Genomic DNA, 18,009 nt, shown 5'->3' on the forward strand with positions numbered 1-18,009 from the left:
TTACTTTGCAATTTGCGAGAACGCAGAGCTGAACGCTCTGTAAATATTGGGGGCAGAATGAACGTTAAATCACAGGAATATTTACAGAAATACCTATTGTAACGCAATGACATAAAAGCTTTTTAAAGCAACGTTTACGGGGTTTTTATTGGTGTGTTTTTTACTAATATCCCTTTAAAGTGACACTGACTTATTTAACCTGAATTCTGGATAAGAAGTATCGTTCAAGCTAAATATTAACAACATAATTCAATAGGTTTATCGGTATTCAATTTAACTACAAAATAACTAAATACCGATAAACCTATTAGACTAGCAATACAATTTATAACAAATTTTTGCTGATAAAAATTCATTGTGCTTATTAAAACGCAGCCCTTATGGGAGCTAGTCAACCAAAGCTTGATAAACAAGATTTCTAAAATCATCGTTATACCGATGAAACCCACCGGGTATAAATTGCGTCATAGTGATCATTACAATTTTTTCTACTGGATCAACTCTGAAGTACGTTGATGCCGCGCCAGCCCAACCAAAGTTTCCTTTCGAACTCATAAAACCAGACATCTCAGGGGCAACTGTTACCGACATAGCTAGGGCAAATCCTTCACCTGGAGCGTAATGCTCAAAAGGTATCAGTTGTTTGGGCAAGTGATTGGTTGTCATATATTCAACTGTTTTTCGGCCTAAAATTCTAACCCCATTAATTTCACCACCGTTAAGCATCATTTGGGCGAAGGTAAAGTAGTCTTGAATGGTAGATACTAAACCACCGCCTCCATTGTGGATTGCGGGATCACTTTTGAAGTCACCTAGAGGTTCATTTTGCATCACTATGGTATGACCTGTTTTTTGATCCGCGGTGTAAATCTGCGTAAATCTGTTTACTTTATCTGTAGGCACATAAAAACCTGTATCTAGCATACCCAGTGGTGAAAATATGTTTTCTTGCATATATTCACCCAACTTTTTACCACTGATTTTTTCCACTAAAAAGCCAATTAGGTCGGTTGACAAACCATAATGCCATGCTGTGCCAGGTTGATGATTAAGGGGTAGGGCCGCAATTTTTCCGGCAAAATTTTCTGGTGTGAGTTCTTCGGGTTTTGAAAATAACTGTCGATACAACTTGTCCACTTCACTACCGGTAAAACCATAACTTAATCCCGAGGTATGCATGAACAAGTCGATGATACGGATAGGGCTTTTAGCATCTTCTAACACCATTTCAGTACCCGACCCACTGACATAGACCTTCATGTCTTTGAATTTAGGTAGATATTTAGAGATGGGGTCTAACATGTGAAACTTGCCTTGTTCCCAGAGCGTCATAGCAGCGACTGCAGTGACAGGTTTACTCATTGAATAAATTCTGAAAATACTATCTTCACGCATGGAAATGCCTGCTGCTTTATCCTGCATGCCTTGAGCGTTGAGGTAAGCTATTTTCCCATCTTTGGCTACTAAGGTTAAAGTGCCTGCCAATTTGCCTTGGTCAATATACTCCTGAATCGCAGGGGCAATTCTAGCTAGGCGTTCGGATGAAAACCCTACTGATTCAGCTTCGCTAGCTGTGTTTTTGGCATCGACTACAGTTGATTGGCAAGCCATTAACGTATAGCAAACCATTAACCCAAAAATAAATCTCATAATAGCGCCTTAACAGTTTTTTAGAATAACCAGTTTAAACGGAATTGGGCAAGGGGCAAGTTGATTTGAATGATTGAATTATATATTTGAGCAGGTTATGTTTTGTAGTGGTTGCTCAATTTATTATTGAAAACATATCGGGGTTAGATCCCTTAAAAACATAGCAAATAAAAAGAGTCTGAGTTCAAATTTAATAATTTTTTGATTTAATCTTCTAACCAGCCTTCTGTGTCAGGTTCTTTGAACATTATAAGTCGGAACTCATTGTAACGGATCATATAAATAATCCTATTAAGTCAGCTGTTTGCTTCTTTTCCTCTGTGGTGAATCGCTTTTAGTTCTTTGCTTTTAAGCTCGAAACTAGCGGCTGCTTGCAATGGATCCCTGCTAACTACATGCAGGAATAACGGGCTTTGATGTCTGGCGATAATCCTCTCTCTAATCTCATTTTTTACTGGTTTCTATCTCCTACTTCCTGTTTATTGCTTTTAGTTTGTCTATGCGATTTTTTACCAATATCGTTCTAAAGATATTTGCCCGGGTGAACGTCTAAGGTGTTTAGTTAAGTCCATTTCAATTAAGCTTTGTGTGGCGTCTTTGAGCATGTCAGGGTTACCGCACAACATAATTTGACTGTTAGCAGGGTGAATATCTAACCCTACTTGTTGTTGAATACGTCTTGATTTTAGTAGGTTTGGGATATGGCCGCGTAATCTACCCTCTTTATTTTCTCGGCTGACAATTGGCACAAAGTGAAATTTGGCGGCATATTTGGTAGACCAAGAGTCAATCAGTTGGCTGTAGGCTAGATCGTGTTCGTAACGAGCGGCATAGACCAAGATAATGTTTTCATAATCTTGCCACACTTGTTGAGTGGCTAAAATTGATAAAAAAGGACCCACTCCTGTGCCAGTAGCCATTAACCATAAGTCTCGGCTTTTAGGTATTTCATCCATCACTAAAAAACCCGTTGCCGGTGCCATCACTTTTAAAGGATCACCAATTTGTAATTGGTGTAACTTGGGGGACAATTCACCGTCTGCAACAGGGACGGCGATAATTTCTAACTCATTATCATCAGGGGAGTTGACCAGCGAGTAAGGTCGAGACAAAACTTTGCCATCTTGTTCAAGACCAAACTTAGTAAATTGTCCGGCTTTGAATCTAGGAAAATCATCACAGGCAACCCGCAAACTAAACAAATGGTCATTCCAATCTGTCCTGCTCATTAATGTTGCATTTAGCCACTGGGCCATTTGAACCTCCCAATTTTCTAGTTAACTTGAATTCTGGTCTGGTGATGTCAATACGATAGCATAAACCACAGGAAAACGAGTAGCTGACTCTAGCTAGTTAGGTCAAGTGTCAGTTAATAAATCTCAATTGACTAGGAGTGAGGCCGGTCCAGCGTTTGACTGAACGTCTAAAGTTAGATAGGTCGTTAAAGTGCATTAAGCTGGCGCTTTGTTCATTACTTAATTGCTGAATTTGCAGTAAAAATATGGCCTGTTGTTTACCTAACTCGTCATGTAGTTGTTGAAAACTATGTCCATGTTGTTTCAGTTTTCGTTTGAATGTGGCTGGGCTCATCTCAAACCTATCAGCTATTTGTTGTAAGCCAATATTATGCTGTGCTACTAAACAGCGGCGTACGGCTTGTAAAAAACCCTGTTGTGGTATGGTTAATTGTTTAGCTTGTTTGATGGCATGCCATTTTAAACTGTGACTAGGGTGTTGGCATTTGGCGGCTAACCATTTTTTATCGAAGCTAATACTCATCATAGGTTGTGAAAAACGAACCCTATGACCTAGATGGACTTCATATTCTTGAATGTATATAGGCCTTGTAAAAGGTAAGTCAAAGTGAAAGGGGATACGTTGGCCGAATATTAACTTTGTGGCCGAAACTAAGGCGCTAAAATATAATTCAGCTAAAAACTGTAATTGGTTTTTACAGCCCACTGTATCGGTAATTAATAAATATTGACGTTCAGCGGTTGAATGGGCTTTTGCGGCAAAAAAAGGACAGATTTGACTACCTAATACAGCTAATACCCTGAGTGTTTCTGCTAAATCTCGGCTATGCATCAGAGCATTGGATATTGCTCCATAATTACTGGGAAACAAGCGTTTGCCTAGTAAAAAAGCACAGTCATTGCCTGGCGTTAATTGTTGTGCATTATTCAGGAGTTTTAATACTTGTTGGATGCTGAGTTTTTTCTCGGACAGCAAATCTTCAGTAAATATGCCGGTTCCTCTGAGTAACCTGTCTTTATTGACCTGTCTTGACCGAGAAAAATCTAGCACACTGGCCGCTAGTTGGTGGGCAGGGATCGTTTTGTCGTCTACACAAAAATAGGGCCTTTTATTCATGCAGCTGTTGACCTTGTTTAAATAACTCTAAACGCCGGCTGACTCTTTGTAATAAGCTCTCTGCCGCATCACCTGACATGGCTGTTTCTACAGCATAGGTGAGTTGTTGGTAAACAGGATCTGCGGTTAATTCTGGTTTGAAGGCGATATTGCTAATCGCTTTTTTTATTTGTGTGGCTATTTTTTGTGCCAATGCTAAATCAGTATTAGGAAATAATAAGATAAAACGGTCGCCGGCATAGCGACAGGCTAAATCTGTGCTGCGTAAATTCATTAGAATTAAATCTGATATCTCACGGAGTAAACTATCGCCTTGTTGATGACCAAAACGACGGTTAAATAGGTCAAAGTTATTGATATCTAACATCACCACTGAAAAATTCGTTTGTTGTTTGTTTTGTAATTCGCTGTTTATTTGATGACGCATATATTCTGCGTCGTATAGGGTGGTAATAAAATCGACTTGTTGGTGCTGGCGAAAATTGGCTTCACGTTTTTGTAATTGTTTATTGAGGATCAATTGTTCTTGGTGCCATTGGTATAACGCATAACTCATGGTTAACATGCCCACGCCGGCTGGAATAGATTCAATCATGCTTAACCAGCTAATTGACTCTTGATAGAAAATGAATTCATCCACTAAGTCTAAGTTAGCCGAAAATAAGAAGCAACTTAGGCCTAAGGTTAAAGCTGTGGTGACTTTACCTGGCGGTCTGCTAACCAAGATAAAAAATATCCAGAACAGTGAAAGTAAAGCAATGCTGCCTTCCCCTAAAATATCTAACCAAGAGATATCCATTAAGGGCTTTAGCTTACCTAATCCTATTCCTAGAGTTAAAGACAAGGTTAAAGAAGCACAGGCCACAGAAAATAATCTTTGGTGGCGGGCTAATAAAGAGATGTTCATTTTACTACTCAATTTTTACTGCTTAATTTTATTCACCCATAGTGATGGGGTTAAGTTTTATTATCACGGGTCATATTGGCTCAGGAAAGTGACAATATGATGAATATCGGCATATTAATTTTGTCTTTGAATCTAGATTAGCCCTTTAAATAAGCTTGTTGTAGGGAGGTCAAATAAGCTCAATAGCTGAATTATAAACGGCTTAAATCGCTATTTTAGTGCTATATGTTGCAACAAACTTTATGCCTGTCATAAAACTGTCACTCCTGCTGTCTAGTTTGTCGAGCCATCACTTAGCACAAACATAACCAAAAGCGAAAACAAAGGCTTAACAATGAAAATGATAAAAACCACTTTAGCGTTAGCATGTCTAGCGGCATTCACTAGTCAGTCAGTCTTGGCTGATGATGGCAGTATTCAAGGTTCACTACTGAACAATAGTCAAACCAGCTTTGTTGAAGGCGCCGAAATCAAAATTAAAGAATTAGCGCAAAGTACTGTTTCTCGTCGAGACGGTAGTTTTCGTTTTGCTAATTTAGCAGATGGCGATTACACCTTAGTGGTGAAATATCTAGGTGTGCCGACTACAGAAGTGCCCATTTCAGTAAAAGGTAGCCAAGTAGTACAACAAAAAATAACATTACCTAAAGCCGATAAAGAGTTAGATCAAGTTATTGTTTATGGATTGCGAGAAGGGCAAGCCAGTGCCATTAATCAACAACGAGTGGCAGATACGCTTAAGTCTATTGTGTCGGCTGATGCTATTGGCCAGTTTCCTGATCACAATGCAGCTGAGGCTTTGCAAAGGTTACCTGGTTTATCCATTGAGCGAGATCAAGGGGAAGGGCGTTTTGTTGGCATTCGTGGAATCGATCCGAATTTAAATAATGTGACGATTAATGGTGTCAATGTACCTTCGCCTGAGTCTGGTGTGCGTTCTGTAGCATTAGATGTTATTCCTTCTGAGTTGATTCAAAGTTTAGAAGTGTCTAAGTCAGTCACATCCGATATGGATGCCGATGCCATTGGTGGTTCTATTGAAGTGAAAAGCCTTAGTGCTTTTGACCGTCAAGGTACCAGTGCCAGTGTGAATGTGCAGGCGAGCCAAAACCAATTACGTTCAGAAACCAGCCCTAAAATTTCAGCCAGTGGTACCCATGTATTTAACGAGGTGTTAGGTGTAGCCGGCGCTGTGTCTTATGCCAAACGAGATTTTGGTTCAGATAATATCGAAGCCAATGGTGACGACGAAATAGAACAACGTTACTACAGTATTTCTCGGGAAAGAATCGGTGCGGCAGTGAATGTGGATTACCGTCCTGATTTTAACAATCAGTATTACCTACGCACCTTGTATAGCAGCTTTGCCGATGATGAATATCGTATGGCCAATACTTTTACTTTTGATGGCGAAGACTCTGAAATCGAACGTGGCAGTAAAGACAGAGAAGAAACCCAAACTATTTTTTCTGTTACCGCCGGGGCTGAACATCAATTAAACGACTGGTTGCTGGAATATCAGTTAGGTTATTCAAAAGCAGATGAAGATGAGCCAGATGCCCTTTACTACACCTTTGTTGGTGACGAAATGGCTATCGACTCTGACATGCAGGGGCAAATCCCGCAGATTACTCAAGATGCAGCGGCGATGGATTTGAGTAATTATGAATTGGATGAAGTGAGCTTTGAAAGGAATCTTGCCGAAGACACAGAAACTATGGCGAAGATCGACTTCACTCGTTTGTGGGATATACAGGGTAAAAGTGTTGAATTGAAGTTTGGGGCTAAATACCGTGCTCGTGAAAAATCAGCCACCGCCAATATTTTTATCTATGACGGTGATTTTGATGGAATTGACCCGGCTATGTTTGCCACCGCCCAACCTGATTGGGGGCTAGGTGATTTTGGTCCAGGTTTAGACAGAGCGGCTATGCGTAGTCATTTTGCAGACAATCGTTCTAGTCTTGAATTAGCTGAATTAGATTCTGAGCTTGAATCTAATGGGGCGTCTTTTGTGAATAACGAAGACATTTTCGCTGCTTATGTGATGGGCCGTATGGAATGGGAAAAATTAACTTTGGTTGCTGGCTTACGTTTTGAAGACACTGATTTTAGTACTTCAGGTATGCGAGTTGAGTTAATCGAAGACGAGCAGCTTGATCTCGAAGACGTTGTCAATACAGCTTGGCAAGTAGAAAAAAGTTATGACCATATTTTACCTAGTGTGAATGTCCGTTATGAATTTAACGATAAGCTGATTGGTCGTGGGGCATTTACTCAAACGATTTCGCGCCCGAAATTTGAAGATTCTGCAGCGTTCCAAATCATTGAGTCTAAAACAGAAGAAGATGATGGGGTGTTTGTTACTGAGCGAGAAGCGGAAGTCGGCAACCCAGAACTAGAGCCATTTGAGTCAGATAACTTTGATTTAACCTTAGAATATTACCCAGGCAGCATTGGTGTGCTTTCTGCTGGATACTTCTATAAAAATATCGATAACTTTGTGATTATTGCTGATGTAGCAGATTTACCCCAGTGGGATGGATTCGATGAAGTAATGCAACCTATTAATGGCGAGTCGGCCAGTGTTAGTGGCGTTGAATTATCTTGGGTTAAAGCGTTTGATAATGGTTTGTTATTGTCAACCAATGGTACGTTTTCAAGTTCAGATGCTGTGACTATGTTTGACGGCGAAAGGTATGAAACCTCTTTACCTAATCAATCAGACAAAATTGGTAATGTGACTATAGGTTACGAAAGTAACTTATTAAGTCTGCGTTTAACCATGACCTATAAAAGTGAAAACTTAGAAGAAATTGATGGCGAGTTAATCCGTATGGAAGATGCCCACCAACAAGTAGATTTTACCAGCAAATATTTTATCAATCAGGATATGCATGTGTATTTTAATGCCATCAATATCACTGATGAAGCTTTCTACAACTACTTTGATCAACGCAATAATAATGCTCAGTATGAAAAGTACGGTCGTACCTTTGAAATTGGCTTTAATTGGATGTTGTAAGAAGGGCAATACCTTAATTGAGCATTCAATGTTGAATGCTCATATTTAGTTATATGTGAAGTAAAGCTGAAATATTCTTTGTGGCCTAGTTAAATGAGGCTAGTGGGAGAACAAATGTTAACTCGTATCGTTATCGTTATTGTAATGGTTTTGTCTGTATTGAGCTTTGCTGGGAATGCAGCACATGTGCATGACCAAAAATTTTATCAAACACATCAAGTGCGCGATCTAGCAATGCCTAAAGACAGTTTGAGTTTTTTGGTGTTAGGAGATTGGGGAAGAAATGGTCATTATCAGCAAGTTCCTGTAGCTGAAATGATGGATGTGGTCATGTACCAATTAGACGGTGAATTTATTACCACCACAGGTGATAATTTTTACTCTAAGGGTGTGGCATCTGTAGATGACCCATATTGGCAAACATCTTTTGAAAATATCTATCACGGGCCTAATTTATTTGTAGATTGGTATCCTACTTTAGGAAACCATGATTACGCTGGGAATTGGCAAGCACAAATTGACTATTCACAACGTAGTCGCCGTTGGGTTTTCCCTCATCCTTATTATGCTAAAACCTTCAAGGTTGGCGACAACGCTGAAATGTTGGTGTTATTTATTGATAGTAATCCACTTAATCCAGAATATAAACACAGAGCTAAATATGCCGAAACGCAAAAACAAGATGGCGCTAAACAATTAGCTTGGATAGAGCATCAATTAGCCCACTCTAGCGCAAAGTGGAATATAGTGATTGGTCATCATCCTTTGTACTCTAGCGGCAAACGTTATGGTAAAACCTCGGGCATCCAAGGTGTGTTAGAGCCGATATTTGAAAAGTATAAAATTGATGCATATTTTGCTGGCCACGAACATGACTTACAACATAACCGATCTGCAGGGAAAAAAGTTGAGCACTTTGTATCTGGAGCTGGCTCTGAATTGCGCCCGGTTGGACAAAGAGAGTTTACTCAATTTTCCAAAAGTGAAGCGGGGTTTTTATCTGTTTCTGTGACAGATAACAATATGTTAGTGCAATTTATCAATGCTGCTGGGCAGCGTATTTATCATTACAATATGTATAAGAGCGTGTTATGAAATTTTTGACTTTATGTCTTATTACCTTGGGTTTATTAAACGGCTGCCAGAGCATATCAAAGCCCTTGGCTATAAGTAGCCAAACAGTGCCTTTAGCCGTCGCCACAAAAAATAATATAAGTGGTAAGTCTGCTACTCCCATTCGTTACCAGCAAGAGCAATACTGGTTGTTAACCAGCGAAAGCCAAGGGCTTATGTTGACTGATCTTGATGGTAAAGTTTTGAGTACCTTTGCGGGTAATTTAGAAGCACTGGATTGGCGTGACAATATTCAAATAGGTGATAAAAACTATAGCTTAATCATTACTTTGGATAACGATTTAGGCCAAGTGTTAATCCTGGGATTAGATTGGCAAAATAAGCAGCTGGCCTTACTACAAACACTAGCTAAATCAGAAGCTCAAGTAGAAGCTGTATGTTGGTATAAAATGCCTCAGGGCCACTTGTCGGTATTTGTCGCTAATACACTAGGCAGCATTGAACAACGTATTATTGTGGATGGGATTCGTCATAGTTTGGTGGATATATTTGTTCATGATTTTGTTGGTGCACCAGAAACCAAAGCCTGTGCGGTGGATGATGCAAGAGCAAACCTGTATGTAGTGGAAGAAAATATTGGTGTATGGCGATATTCTGCTGATCCTGAAGCGGAATTAATCCGAGAGTTAGTGACGGCAGTGCAACCCTTTGGGCCTTTAACAGGGGAGGTGTCTGATGTAGAGGTTCTGACTAATGGCGATCTATTAATCAGTACGCCTGAACAGCAAGGGGTTTGGCATATTCCGCTTAATCAGGCTAATAGCAGTCAACCAACAACTGGCTCGTTTATTCAATTACTTGGCGCGGGTAAGCCAGAAACTGTGAATGCCTTACAACTAGAGGAAAGTCTGTTGTTAGGTATCTATGATGATGGCAGCGAGCAATATTTAACAACCGAATTACCGCTAGTACTGACTTCGGGTAAACAGAAACTGAATCGTATGCAGAGTATTAGCGCATTTGCCCAAAGTGAGCCAGTGTCTGCATATGGTGATGCCGCGGATGATCCGGCCATTTGGATTAATTTTGTTGATCCAGAACAAAGTCGAGTGCTAGGGACTAACAAAAAACAAGGTATGTTGTTGTACGACCTAGCAGGTAACTTGTTACAACAGCTCAATATCGGCCGGGTAAACAATGTTGATTTACGTTATGGTTTTAAGCTGGGCAATAAGGTTATTGATATAGCCGCCGCCAGTAATCGCAGTACGAAAAGTATTAGTGTATTTTCAATTCAACAGGACAGCGGTGAAATTGCATTTTTAACGGATATTAAAACCGACTTAGGCGATGTCTACGGCTTGTGTATGTATCAACAACAAGAAAAGTATTATGTGTTTATCAATGATACTGACGGTCATTATCAGCAGTATTTGTTATCTACAAACCATAATCAAATTGAAGGTAAATTAGTCAGAGAATTTAAGGTACCCAGTCAACCCGAAGGTTGTGTCGCCGATGATATCAATAAACAACTGTATTTTGGCGAAGAATCTAGCGGTATTTGGCAAGTTACTGCCGAGCCTATAGATATTCCGGCGAAGTTAATCGTGACTACTTCTGACACTTTTGTAGCCGATGTAGAAGGTATGGGGATTTATGTTATGGATGGCGCGCGATATTTAGTGGCTTCGAGTCAAGGTAATAATAGCTATGGAGTGTTTGCTCTGGAGCAAGACAACCGTTATTTAGGCAGCTTTAAAATTGATATGGATCTTGAGGTGATGATAGACGGCGTATCTGAAACCGATGGTTTAGAGATCACATCGCAAAGTTTAGGGTCAAAGTTACCTGATGGGCTGTTAGTGGTTCAAGATGGTCGAAACCGCCTAGTGGATGCACCACAAAACTTTAAACTGGTAGATGGTAAAGTGATTAAACAATTATTATTAAAGTGGTTAAAAGCTGAATAAAGGATGATGATTGACTAAGTTAAAACTGGTTCTGTCTACCAGTTTTAACTTAATTTTTTGCATAACAGCAACAAACTTGCTGGAAAATTGAGATAATTGTTTAAACTCTAATCAGTTGATTACTTACTTCAATATTATCCATTGCAAAGAAATTAAAAATGAGTAAACTTCTCTGCTTCGGTCGGTGTGTAGCGCAGCTTGGTAGCGCACTTCGCTGGGGGTGAAGGGGTCGTAGGTTCGAATCCTATCACACCGACCAATTAATCATCTTCTCCTGTCTTTATTTTAAAACTCACTAATTCGGATCTGCGCTACTAGGTAGCGGCATTTTTGGCTGGGGGTGCAGGGGTCGTAGGTTCGAATCCTATCACACCGACCAATTAATCATCACCTTCTGTCTTTATTCTCAAACACATCACTTCAGAGACGCGCTATTTGGTAGCGGCATTTTTGGCTAGGGGGGAAGTACAGGATGTACGGAATAAATCCTATCACGCCGACCAATTAATCATCGCCTTCTGTCTTTATTTTCAAACACATCACTTCAGAGACGCGCTATTTGGTAGCGGCATTTTTGGCTAGGGGGAAGTACAGGATGTACGGAATAAATCCTATCACACCGACCAATTAATCATCGCCTTCTGTCTTTATTTTCAAACACATCACTTCAGAGACGCGCTATTTGGTAGCGGCATTTTTGGCTAGGGGGGAAGTACAGGATGTACGGAATAAATCCTATCACACCGACCAGTTAATCATCGCCTTCTGCCCTATATTTTCAAATCTCCAATAAAAAACCAAAATATACACTCGAAATGAAGCATACACATGTGTGCGAATTGGTCGGATTAATAATTATCGACAAACCTTCCTTCCGTGTTAAAGCTATTATCAAATATATTATCTATTGATTTTTATACAGTAAGTATTCTCTATGATGATTATTCTCTTAGTTACAGACCAAAAAAGACTTACAAACTTCTACTTTTAATGAATTTATTGGTGCCTGTTTTCCTCTAAAGTCGAGCTAATGATTACTCCAATTCTTGTTAAAAGCTGATGATTAATTATGTAACTCAGTAAAAGCTTTATGTTTTAAAACTAAATGGGTGCGCATTAATAAGTAATATAATATGTTGTTGCTTCTTTGGTTCGATAGATGATATTTCACTCAATCAAATAATTTTAGTTATTTTTTAAAGAGGCAAAAATGAAAAGAACAATAGCGTTAGGTGTGTGGTTTGTAAGTATGGTGTTTTCTGTTGCTTGTATCAGTGCCAGTGAGCAAGGCGATATGCTGGGCAAGTTTGATACCAGTAAAGATCTATTCTTACCGCAATTTGATAGTAAAACCGATGTAGACGATATTCATGCTCAAGCGGCTATTGCGACTATGTTAGCTCATCCTAAATTTGCTAAGGTGAAATATCACGCTGTGGCTGGTGCTTATGGTATTCAAGAGGGATTATATGTGCCTTCAGCTGAATTATTTGATTTGGCGTTTGGCAATAATTGGTCTGATGCTCATATCAATTATGATAAAGCCTTAAAAGAGGTGACTCAACTGGTTGTTAATACATTAAAAGCGGGGGGGGATATCTGGATTGCAGAAGCAGGTCAATCTGATTTTTCAGCTGATATAGTCAGAGCTTTACATACTAATTTAACAGATATTGATGTCAAAACACGAGTGCATATTGTTCAACATAGTAAATGGAACGAAGGCTCAACTTCGCCTAAAGATTTAGACTATGTGCGCGATTATACTGATTATGAAAAGATTGCCGATGGTAATGCTGTAGGAAATGGGACGCCAGGCTTTAATACTGAAAATATTGGTAACTGGCCACGAGTGTTAAACGATAAGCAAGTAGGTAATTTATGGAAGTTGGCCAAAGAAATTAGCAACCAATACAATGGTAAAGATGGCCGTTATGACAATGCAGCCATTACAGCTGGTGGATTTGATTTTTCTGATACCGTAGAAGTGTGTTGGATTTTTGGTTATAACCAGATCAAAAATACCACCGAATTTTTTGATGTTTTTGCTAGCAAATAATATCCAATGCTAATCCAGTAACAAGGATGTTATTTGCAAAGGTTGAATTATGTATTATTAGTACTGTTCAACCTTTTTTATAATTTCGCGCAATTTGCGATGTTTAGCGGACGAACGCAGCGCAAGAGCTGTTTAGAATAATCATTAGAGTTATTTTTAGTAAATTAGTTAGTCCCTTTTTCTCATTATACTAGCACACTTCATATTGCCCCGCCTTTATCTCAACTTGTTGTGTTTAACATGGCGGCTTTTGCTAGTCTCTTGGTTTTATTACGTGTTTTAGTTGATTACTTGTTAAATGTTAAGAGCTATTGTTATGGCGATGGTTTTTTATAAAAAGTTTGTCTTGTCAAAATAACGTCCAGCTATAAATTGACAAGTTATAAAGCTCAAATTTTCTTAATGTTTAATAGGGGGCAAATATGCTTCAGTTTGTAAAAATACTCAATCCTGAGTCGGTGCTACGATCTTCAATATTACCCTTAATTTTATTGTCTGTGGTGGGGTGTTCAACTCAAACCTTAAAAGAGCAGCCAAGTCAGGTTGCAAAAGTAAATGTGACTGATACTAAAGTGGTCAATGATAAAACCTCAAGTAACAATGTTGCAACCTTCACCTATAAAGAAGTCGCTGGGAAACCTTTAAAACTAGAGGTGCATACACCTAAAAATATTAGCCAAGGGCAGAAAGTGCCAGCGATAGTGTTCTTTTTTGGTGGAGGCTGGAATGGCGGGAAAATAACTCAATTTAAACCTCAAAGTGAATATTTCACCGAACAAGGCTTGGTCACTATTTTGGTTGACTACCGGGTTAAATCAAGAAATAAAACGACCCCTGCAGATGCAGTGTCTGATGCAAAATCTGCCATGAGATGGGTGCGTACAAATGCCACACGTCTAAATATTGATGCTAATAACATTATTGCAAGTGGAGGTTCTGCAGGCGGTCACTTAGCGGCAGCAACTGCTTTTATAAGTGATTTTAATGATCCTACTGATGACTTATCTGTGAGCCCCAAACCACAAGCACTTATCTTGTTTAATCCAGTGATTGATAATGGACCTAAAGGTTACGGTTATGCACGTGTGAATAAATATTGGCAACGCTTTTCACCCTTACATAACATTACCTCCGAAGGCCCGCCTACACTGACTATGCTGGGAACTAGAGATGATTTAATACCTGTGGCAACGGGCCAGGCATTTGATCAGGCATTAACTGCTCAAGGTGGGATCAGTGAATTGCGTTTATATGAAGGGCAAAAACATGGCTTTTTTAATAAAGCGAGATATAAAGAAACCTTAAAAGAGTCTCATAACTTCCTGTTTAAATTAGGCTATTTGACTGAAGCTTATATTGATTAAGTAGCATTTATTTTCAATAAAAAATTGTAAATTTAGTATGGTGAATAATAAAAAAGCAGGCTCATTATTGAGCCTGTTTTTTTTAAGTGAATTTTAACTGTTTGTTGAAATTAGTTCGGTAAAGGATCTAAAGGCCGTCGGGTTTGATTGACACTAATTCCTTTCTTCTTTTGCTTTTTAGTGGCTACATCGAATGCAGATAGTTCTCCGATAGCAGCTAGAATGACGTGATTCTGTCCATTATTATTTTTCCGAAAATAATCCAAGTGATGAACTAATAAATTTGGATGTGTCCAGGCTATAGTCTCAAGAGCAGAACGACGATGTTGTGAATCTTTAGCTGCTAATAATGATTCAACTGCACCTGGTGCCTGTAAATAAACCATAGCTTCTCGCGCAACTGTGGCAACCGCCGCATACTTATCATTTGTAGCTTTTAATAGTGCTTTTGGGGCGTTTATTAGGTATTTTTTAGCAGCTAGTTCGGCAAATCCTTGGGCCGCCCAAAAACGTATTATGCCATTTGGATGCGCTAGATTAGTTTCAAAGTAAGCTACATCCTGCACTGAGGCTGCAGATACACGCTCGGCTATATCATGTAGTTGTTGAATTTCTAACTTAGTAGGGAGCCAATCTGCAAATGCTTGATCTTGTTTAAAAGCCAAAGGTACAAAACCTAAATCGCGACTATTGCGTATATGTGTAGCAACCAGTTTACGCATTTTTTGTAATACCACTTTATGCTCAACCACAGCTGATTTCGATAAATCTTCAAGTTCGTACTTGTCAGTCGTTAAATCGAATAAATATTCGTCTTGTTTACCCTGATACAATGAACGCTTGATGTTTTCACCTTCGCGACTTTTAGCGAATTCATCTAAGGCTATATTGCCGGGCATACCCCATTGAAAATCATTGCGTAACTGTAGTGGTTTACGAGGCAGATAGTTTTTCACATAGCTATAGTGACCATCTGTTACACCTCTTTGTGGATCGTAGTGCTGCTCTTGATTGGTACGAAATGCATAATTCACAGGTCGATTATGCTGAGCAAATTGCCCTAAAAAGGCTTGCCCTTGCATTTCGTCTGGCGCTGCAACGCCGGCTAAGCTTAAAACTGTAGGGGCTAAATCAACAAAACTAAGTTGTTTATTGACCAGTTCTGTTTTTGAACCCGGAACTAGATGTTTGAATTGCTCTGGGACATGAAGAATAAAAGGTACATGTAAACCTGTAGATTGGTATAAAAATCCTTTTCCTCTTGGGGAGCTGCCACCGTGATCTGAAAACACAAAAATAATGGTGTTATCGTAAAGACCTTTAGCTTTTAAATCAGCGATAAATAACCCCACCCAAGTATCAATATCTATTACACCTTCAAGATGAAATTGATGGTCTGATGTTATTTCAGGTAATGATGGCAAATATTCAGGAGTGGCTGCTGGGTTTACTCCAGATTGAGTAAAATCTCTGCGACCTTCTAATGTGTGAGAGGTTAACCTGCTCATATGGGTAATATTAGCGTTAAATACAGAAAAAAACGGTTGCTTGCTTTGGCGTTGGACGCTGTTATAACTGGCTTTACTGTCAAATTCATCCCATATTTTAGCCAATCTTTTTTGGCTCAACTTAACGTTGTAGTCACGTTTTTTATTGTTACTGGTGAAATAGCCAGCTTGGCGCAATAGCTCAGGGAAAAATAACCGTTTTGCAGAGGCTTGAATGGGAGCACGGTGATGATCTGCGCCATAGGTTGTAGCATATGCGCCGGAAATAATGGTACTTCTAGCGGGTGAGCAATAGGGCGCATTAGATGAAACCCGATTAAATCTAAATCCACTGCTGGCTAAGGTATCAATATTGGGGTTTTTGATATGTTTATTGCCATAACTACTTAGCTCGAATGCGCTGGTATCCTCAAAAGTTAACCATAAAATATTGGGTTTAAGTTGGTTATCTTTAGCCAATGAAAACTGACTGAGTAAAGATAAAGCGAAAATTAGTGTGGTTTTTATTAATCGATTCATTTTAATAATGCTTTTAAGGTTAGTTGAGATTCAATTTTTGCGTCGTAAAGAGGGTTCAATGGCAAGTTAGTTGGTGCTTGAATTTCACTTCTCCATTGTGCTAAGTCTAGTTTCAATTCTGCTACTTTTTCAGGTAAAAATTTCGCAAGATTGGTGTGCTCAGGTAAATCATGTTTTAAGTTATATAACTCGTAGCTATCATTTTCTAAATAGTGATGGAGCTTCCAATCACCTTTTCTGATCACTGAGCCTGGTCTAGTTCTAAATAAAGGATCGGTAGCTTGATTGGATATGGCATTTTTTGCATCAAGGTAAATAGGGAAGTGCCAAAATAAAGCGCGTTCTGTTAGCTTCTTATCAATTTGCTTGTCAGGGCTCAACCATAAGTTTGTTAAGTCTTTTCCATCAAGTGGTTGTTGAGGCAATTTAGCACCCGTTAATGCAATTAGGCTTGGGTATAAGTCAGCGTTAACAGTGGGAACATGAGTCACTCTTGGATCGATTTTAGTTGGCCAATAAATTAATAAAGGCACGCGTAAGCCGCCTTCATAATAAGAGCCTTTGCCTGCTCGTAAAGGATCTTGTGGTGATATACCACGAATGCCACCATTATCTGAGGTAAATATGACTAAAGTGTTGTCGCTTAATTGATTAGTTTTTAATGCCGCTAATAATCTCCCAACATTGTTATCCATAGCTTCAACCATAGCTGCATATTTTGCTTGTTTGCCACTAATGATCCCTTGCTTGCTGCGATATTTCTTTTCCAAGGCTGGGATAGGTTGTAGTGGTGTATGTACTGTGTAGTAAGGTATATAAGCAAAAAATGGTTGTTGCTTAACTTGTTTTATCCAGTTAATCGCTTCTGTGGTTAAACGCTGTGTTAAATATTCCCCCTTTGGCCCATCTTTAATAGTTGGCATATTATAAGGACTGAAATATGAAGTTGGGTGGCCTTTTTTGTATCCTGCCACATTATGATCAAAACCTTGGGTAGTGGGATCATCACCAAGATGCCATTTACCAAAATGGCCTGTGGTATAGCCCGCACTTTTGAGTGATTCGGCTAGGGTAATGGTTTCATCAGGTAAAAAATCTTCATTTTTCACGGGTATTAATTTACGAGTTTGTGGCTTGCCTCTATCTGATGGAGAAACCGTATACACACCATGTCTTGGGGCGTATTGACCACTCATCAGTACTGCTCTGCTAGGCGCGCAATTAGCGGCGCCTGCATAGGCATCTGTAAAACGTAAACTTTGTTTCGCTAATGTGTCTATATTGGGAGTGTCGAATACACCACTACTATTACTAAAACCTAGGTCACTCCAGCCTAAATCATCCACTACTATCATTAATATATTAGGTTGAATAATGGGGGTGGGTGTGACTTGGAGTTTATCTTCAGCAGATACATTGAAAATGGATAATAACAAGCAACAACTTAGGATGCGTGGTAAAGCGCCTTGCTTGTGGTGTTTATGTAAATAGCGTAGTGTCATAGTTTATTACCTAATCATTGATTTTTTTTGTGGGTGGAAGTAGGCTGGGAAGAGT

11 protein-coding genes and 1 tRNA gene are annotated in these 18,009 nt (G+C 39.2%); 6 read left to right on the forward strand and 6 right to left on the reverse strand.

Annotation, left to right across the window (positions count from 1 at the left end; translation table 11 throughout):
- Positions 1 to 387: 387 nt before the first annotated feature.
- The 4 genes from GQR87_RS09030 to GQR87_RS09050 form a co-directional block, all read right to left on the reverse strand.
- On the reverse strand, positions 388 to 1,650 hold the full coding sequence (locus tag GQR87_RS09030; RefSeq protein WP_158968577.1) for a serine hydrolase: 1,263 nt from the start codon (positions 1,648 to 1,650) through the stop codon (positions 388 to 390).
- A 509-nt stretch (positions 1,651 to 2,159) separates the two neighbouring features.
- Entirely contained in the window at positions 2,160 to 2,906 is a 747-nt protein-coding gene (locus GQR87_RS09040) for a ferredoxin--NADP reductase (RefSeq protein WP_158968581.1), read from the reverse strand.
- Positions 2,907 to 3,015: 109 nt separating this feature from the next.
- Positions 3,016 to 4,023 carry an AraC family transcriptional regulator gene (locus GQR87_RS09045; protein WP_158968583.1) on the reverse strand — a complete coding sequence of 336 codons (1,008 nt, stop codon included), beginning with the start codon at positions 4,021 to 4,023 and terminating at the stop codon, positions 3,016 to 3,018.
- Positions 4,016 to 4,930 (reverse strand): diguanylate cyclase domain-containing protein, encoded by a 915-nt coding sequence (locus tag GQR87_RS09050; RefSeq protein WP_158968585.1) that lies wholly within the window; start codon positions 4,928 to 4,930, stop codon positions 4,016 to 4,018. The genes GQR87_RS09045 and GQR87_RS09050 overlap by 8 nt, the downstream gene beginning before the upstream one ends.
- 334 nt (positions 4,931 to 5,264) lie before the next feature.
- On the opposite strand from GQR87_RS09050, the gene GQR87_RS09055 reads away from it, so the two are divergent.
- From GQR87_RS09055 to GQR87_RS09080, 6 genes are all read left to right on the forward strand, one after another.
- Positions 5,265 to 7,955, forward strand: coding sequence for a TonB-dependent receptor (locus tag GQR87_RS09055; RefSeq protein WP_158968587.1), 2,691 nt, complete (start codon positions 5,265 to 5,267; stop codon positions 7,953 to 7,955).
- 114 nt (positions 7,956 to 8,069) lie between these two features.
- Complete coding sequence (locus GQR87_RS09060; protein WP_158968589.1) at positions 8,070 to 9,050, forward strand: metallophosphoesterase; 981 nt, start codon at positions 8,070 to 8,072, stop codon at positions 9,048 to 9,050.
- Positions 9,047 to 11,002: a phytase gene (locus GQR87_RS09065; RefSeq protein WP_158968591.1), complete on the forward strand. Its 1,956-nt coding sequence runs from the start codon at positions 9,047 to 9,049 to the stop codon at positions 11,000 to 11,002. The genes GQR87_RS09060 and GQR87_RS09065 overlap by 4 nt, the downstream gene beginning before the upstream one ends.
- 182 nt (positions 11,003 to 11,184) lie before the next feature.
- Positions 11,185 to 11,261, forward strand: a tRNA-Pro gene (locus tag GQR87_RS09070).
- Positions 11,262 to 12,212: 951 nt separating this feature from the next.
- Positions 12,213 to 13,061 carry a hypothetical protein gene (locus tag GQR87_RS09075; protein WP_158968593.1) on the forward strand — a complete coding sequence of 283 codons (849 nt, stop codon included), beginning with the start codon at positions 12,213 to 12,215 and terminating at the stop codon, positions 13,059 to 13,061.
- A 422-nt stretch (positions 13,062 to 13,483) separates the two neighbouring features.
- Entirely contained in the window at positions 13,484 to 14,425 is a 942-nt protein-coding gene (locus GQR87_RS09080; protein WP_158968595.1) for an alpha/beta hydrolase, read from the forward strand.
- 110 nt (positions 14,426 to 14,535) lie between these two features.
- Here GQR87_RS09080 and GQR87_RS09085 read toward each other — a convergent pair whose 3' ends face one another.
- Together GQR87_RS09085 and GQR87_RS09090 are read right to left on the reverse strand one after the other, a co-directional pair.
- Complete coding sequence (locus tag GQR87_RS09085) at positions 14,536 to 16,452, reverse strand: sulfatase (protein WP_158968597.1); 1,917 nt, start codon at positions 16,450 to 16,452, stop codon at positions 14,536 to 14,538.
- Positions 16,449 to 17,954, reverse strand: coding sequence for a sulfatase (locus tag GQR87_RS09090; protein WP_233267439.1), 1,506 nt, complete (start codon positions 17,952 to 17,954; stop codon positions 16,449 to 16,451). Before GQR87_RS09090 ends, GQR87_RS09085 begins: the two co-directional genes overlap by 4 nt.
- Positions 17,955 to 18,009 lie beyond the last annotated feature (55 nt).

It is taken from the genome of Paraglaciecola sp. L3A3 (assembly GCF_009796765.1).
Lineage (GTDB): Bacteria > Pseudomonadota > Gammaproteobacteria > Enterobacterales > Alteromonadaceae > Paraglaciecola.

What these genes read in the sequence shown, in the direction of transcription:
- GQR87_RS09030 (WP_158968577.1), bottom strand. Translation starts at nt 1,650, where the DNA reads ATGAGATTTATTTTTGGGTTAATGGTTTGCTATACGTTAATGGCTTGC.
- GQR87_RS09075 (WP_158968593.1), top strand. Translation starts at nt 12,213, where the DNA reads ATGAAAAGAACAATAGCGTTAGGTGTGTGGTTTGTAAGTATGGTGTTT.
- GQR87_RS09040 (WP_158968581.1), bottom strand. Translation starts at nt 2,906, where the DNA reads ATGGCCCAGTGGCTAAATGCAACATTAATGAGCAGGACAGATTGGAAT.
- GQR87_RS09045 (WP_158968583.1), bottom strand. Translation starts at nt 4,023, where the DNA reads ATGAATAAAAGGCCCTATTTTTGTGTAGACGACAAAACGATCCCTGCC.
- GQR87_RS09080 (WP_158968595.1), top strand. Translation starts at nt 13,484, where the DNA reads ATGCTTCAGTTTGTAAAAATACTCAATCCTGAGTCGGTGCTACGATCT.
- GQR87_RS09090 (WP_233267439.1), bottom strand. Translation starts at nt 17,954, where the DNA reads ATGACACTACGCTATTTACATAAACACCACAAGCAAGGCGCTTTACCA.
- GQR87_RS09065 (WP_158968591.1), top strand. Translation starts at nt 9,047, where the DNA reads ATGAAATTTTTGACTTTATGTCTTATTACCTTGGGTTTATTAAACGGC.
- GQR87_RS09050 (WP_158968585.1), bottom strand. Translation starts at nt 4,930, where the DNA reads ATGAACATCTCTTTATTAGCCCGCCACCAAAGATTATTTTCTGTGGCC.
- GQR87_RS09085 (WP_158968597.1), bottom strand. Translation starts at nt 16,452, where the DNA reads ATGAATCGATTAATAAAAACCACACTAATTTTCGCTTTATCTTTACTC.
- GQR87_RS09060 (WP_158968589.1), top strand. Translation starts at nt 8,070, where the DNA reads ATGTTAACTCGTATCGTTATCGTTATTGTAATGGTTTTGTCTGTATTG.
- GQR87_RS09055 (WP_158968587.1), top strand. Translation starts at nt 5,265, where the DNA reads ATGAAAATGATAAAAACCACTTTAGCGTTAGCATGTCTAGCGGCATTC.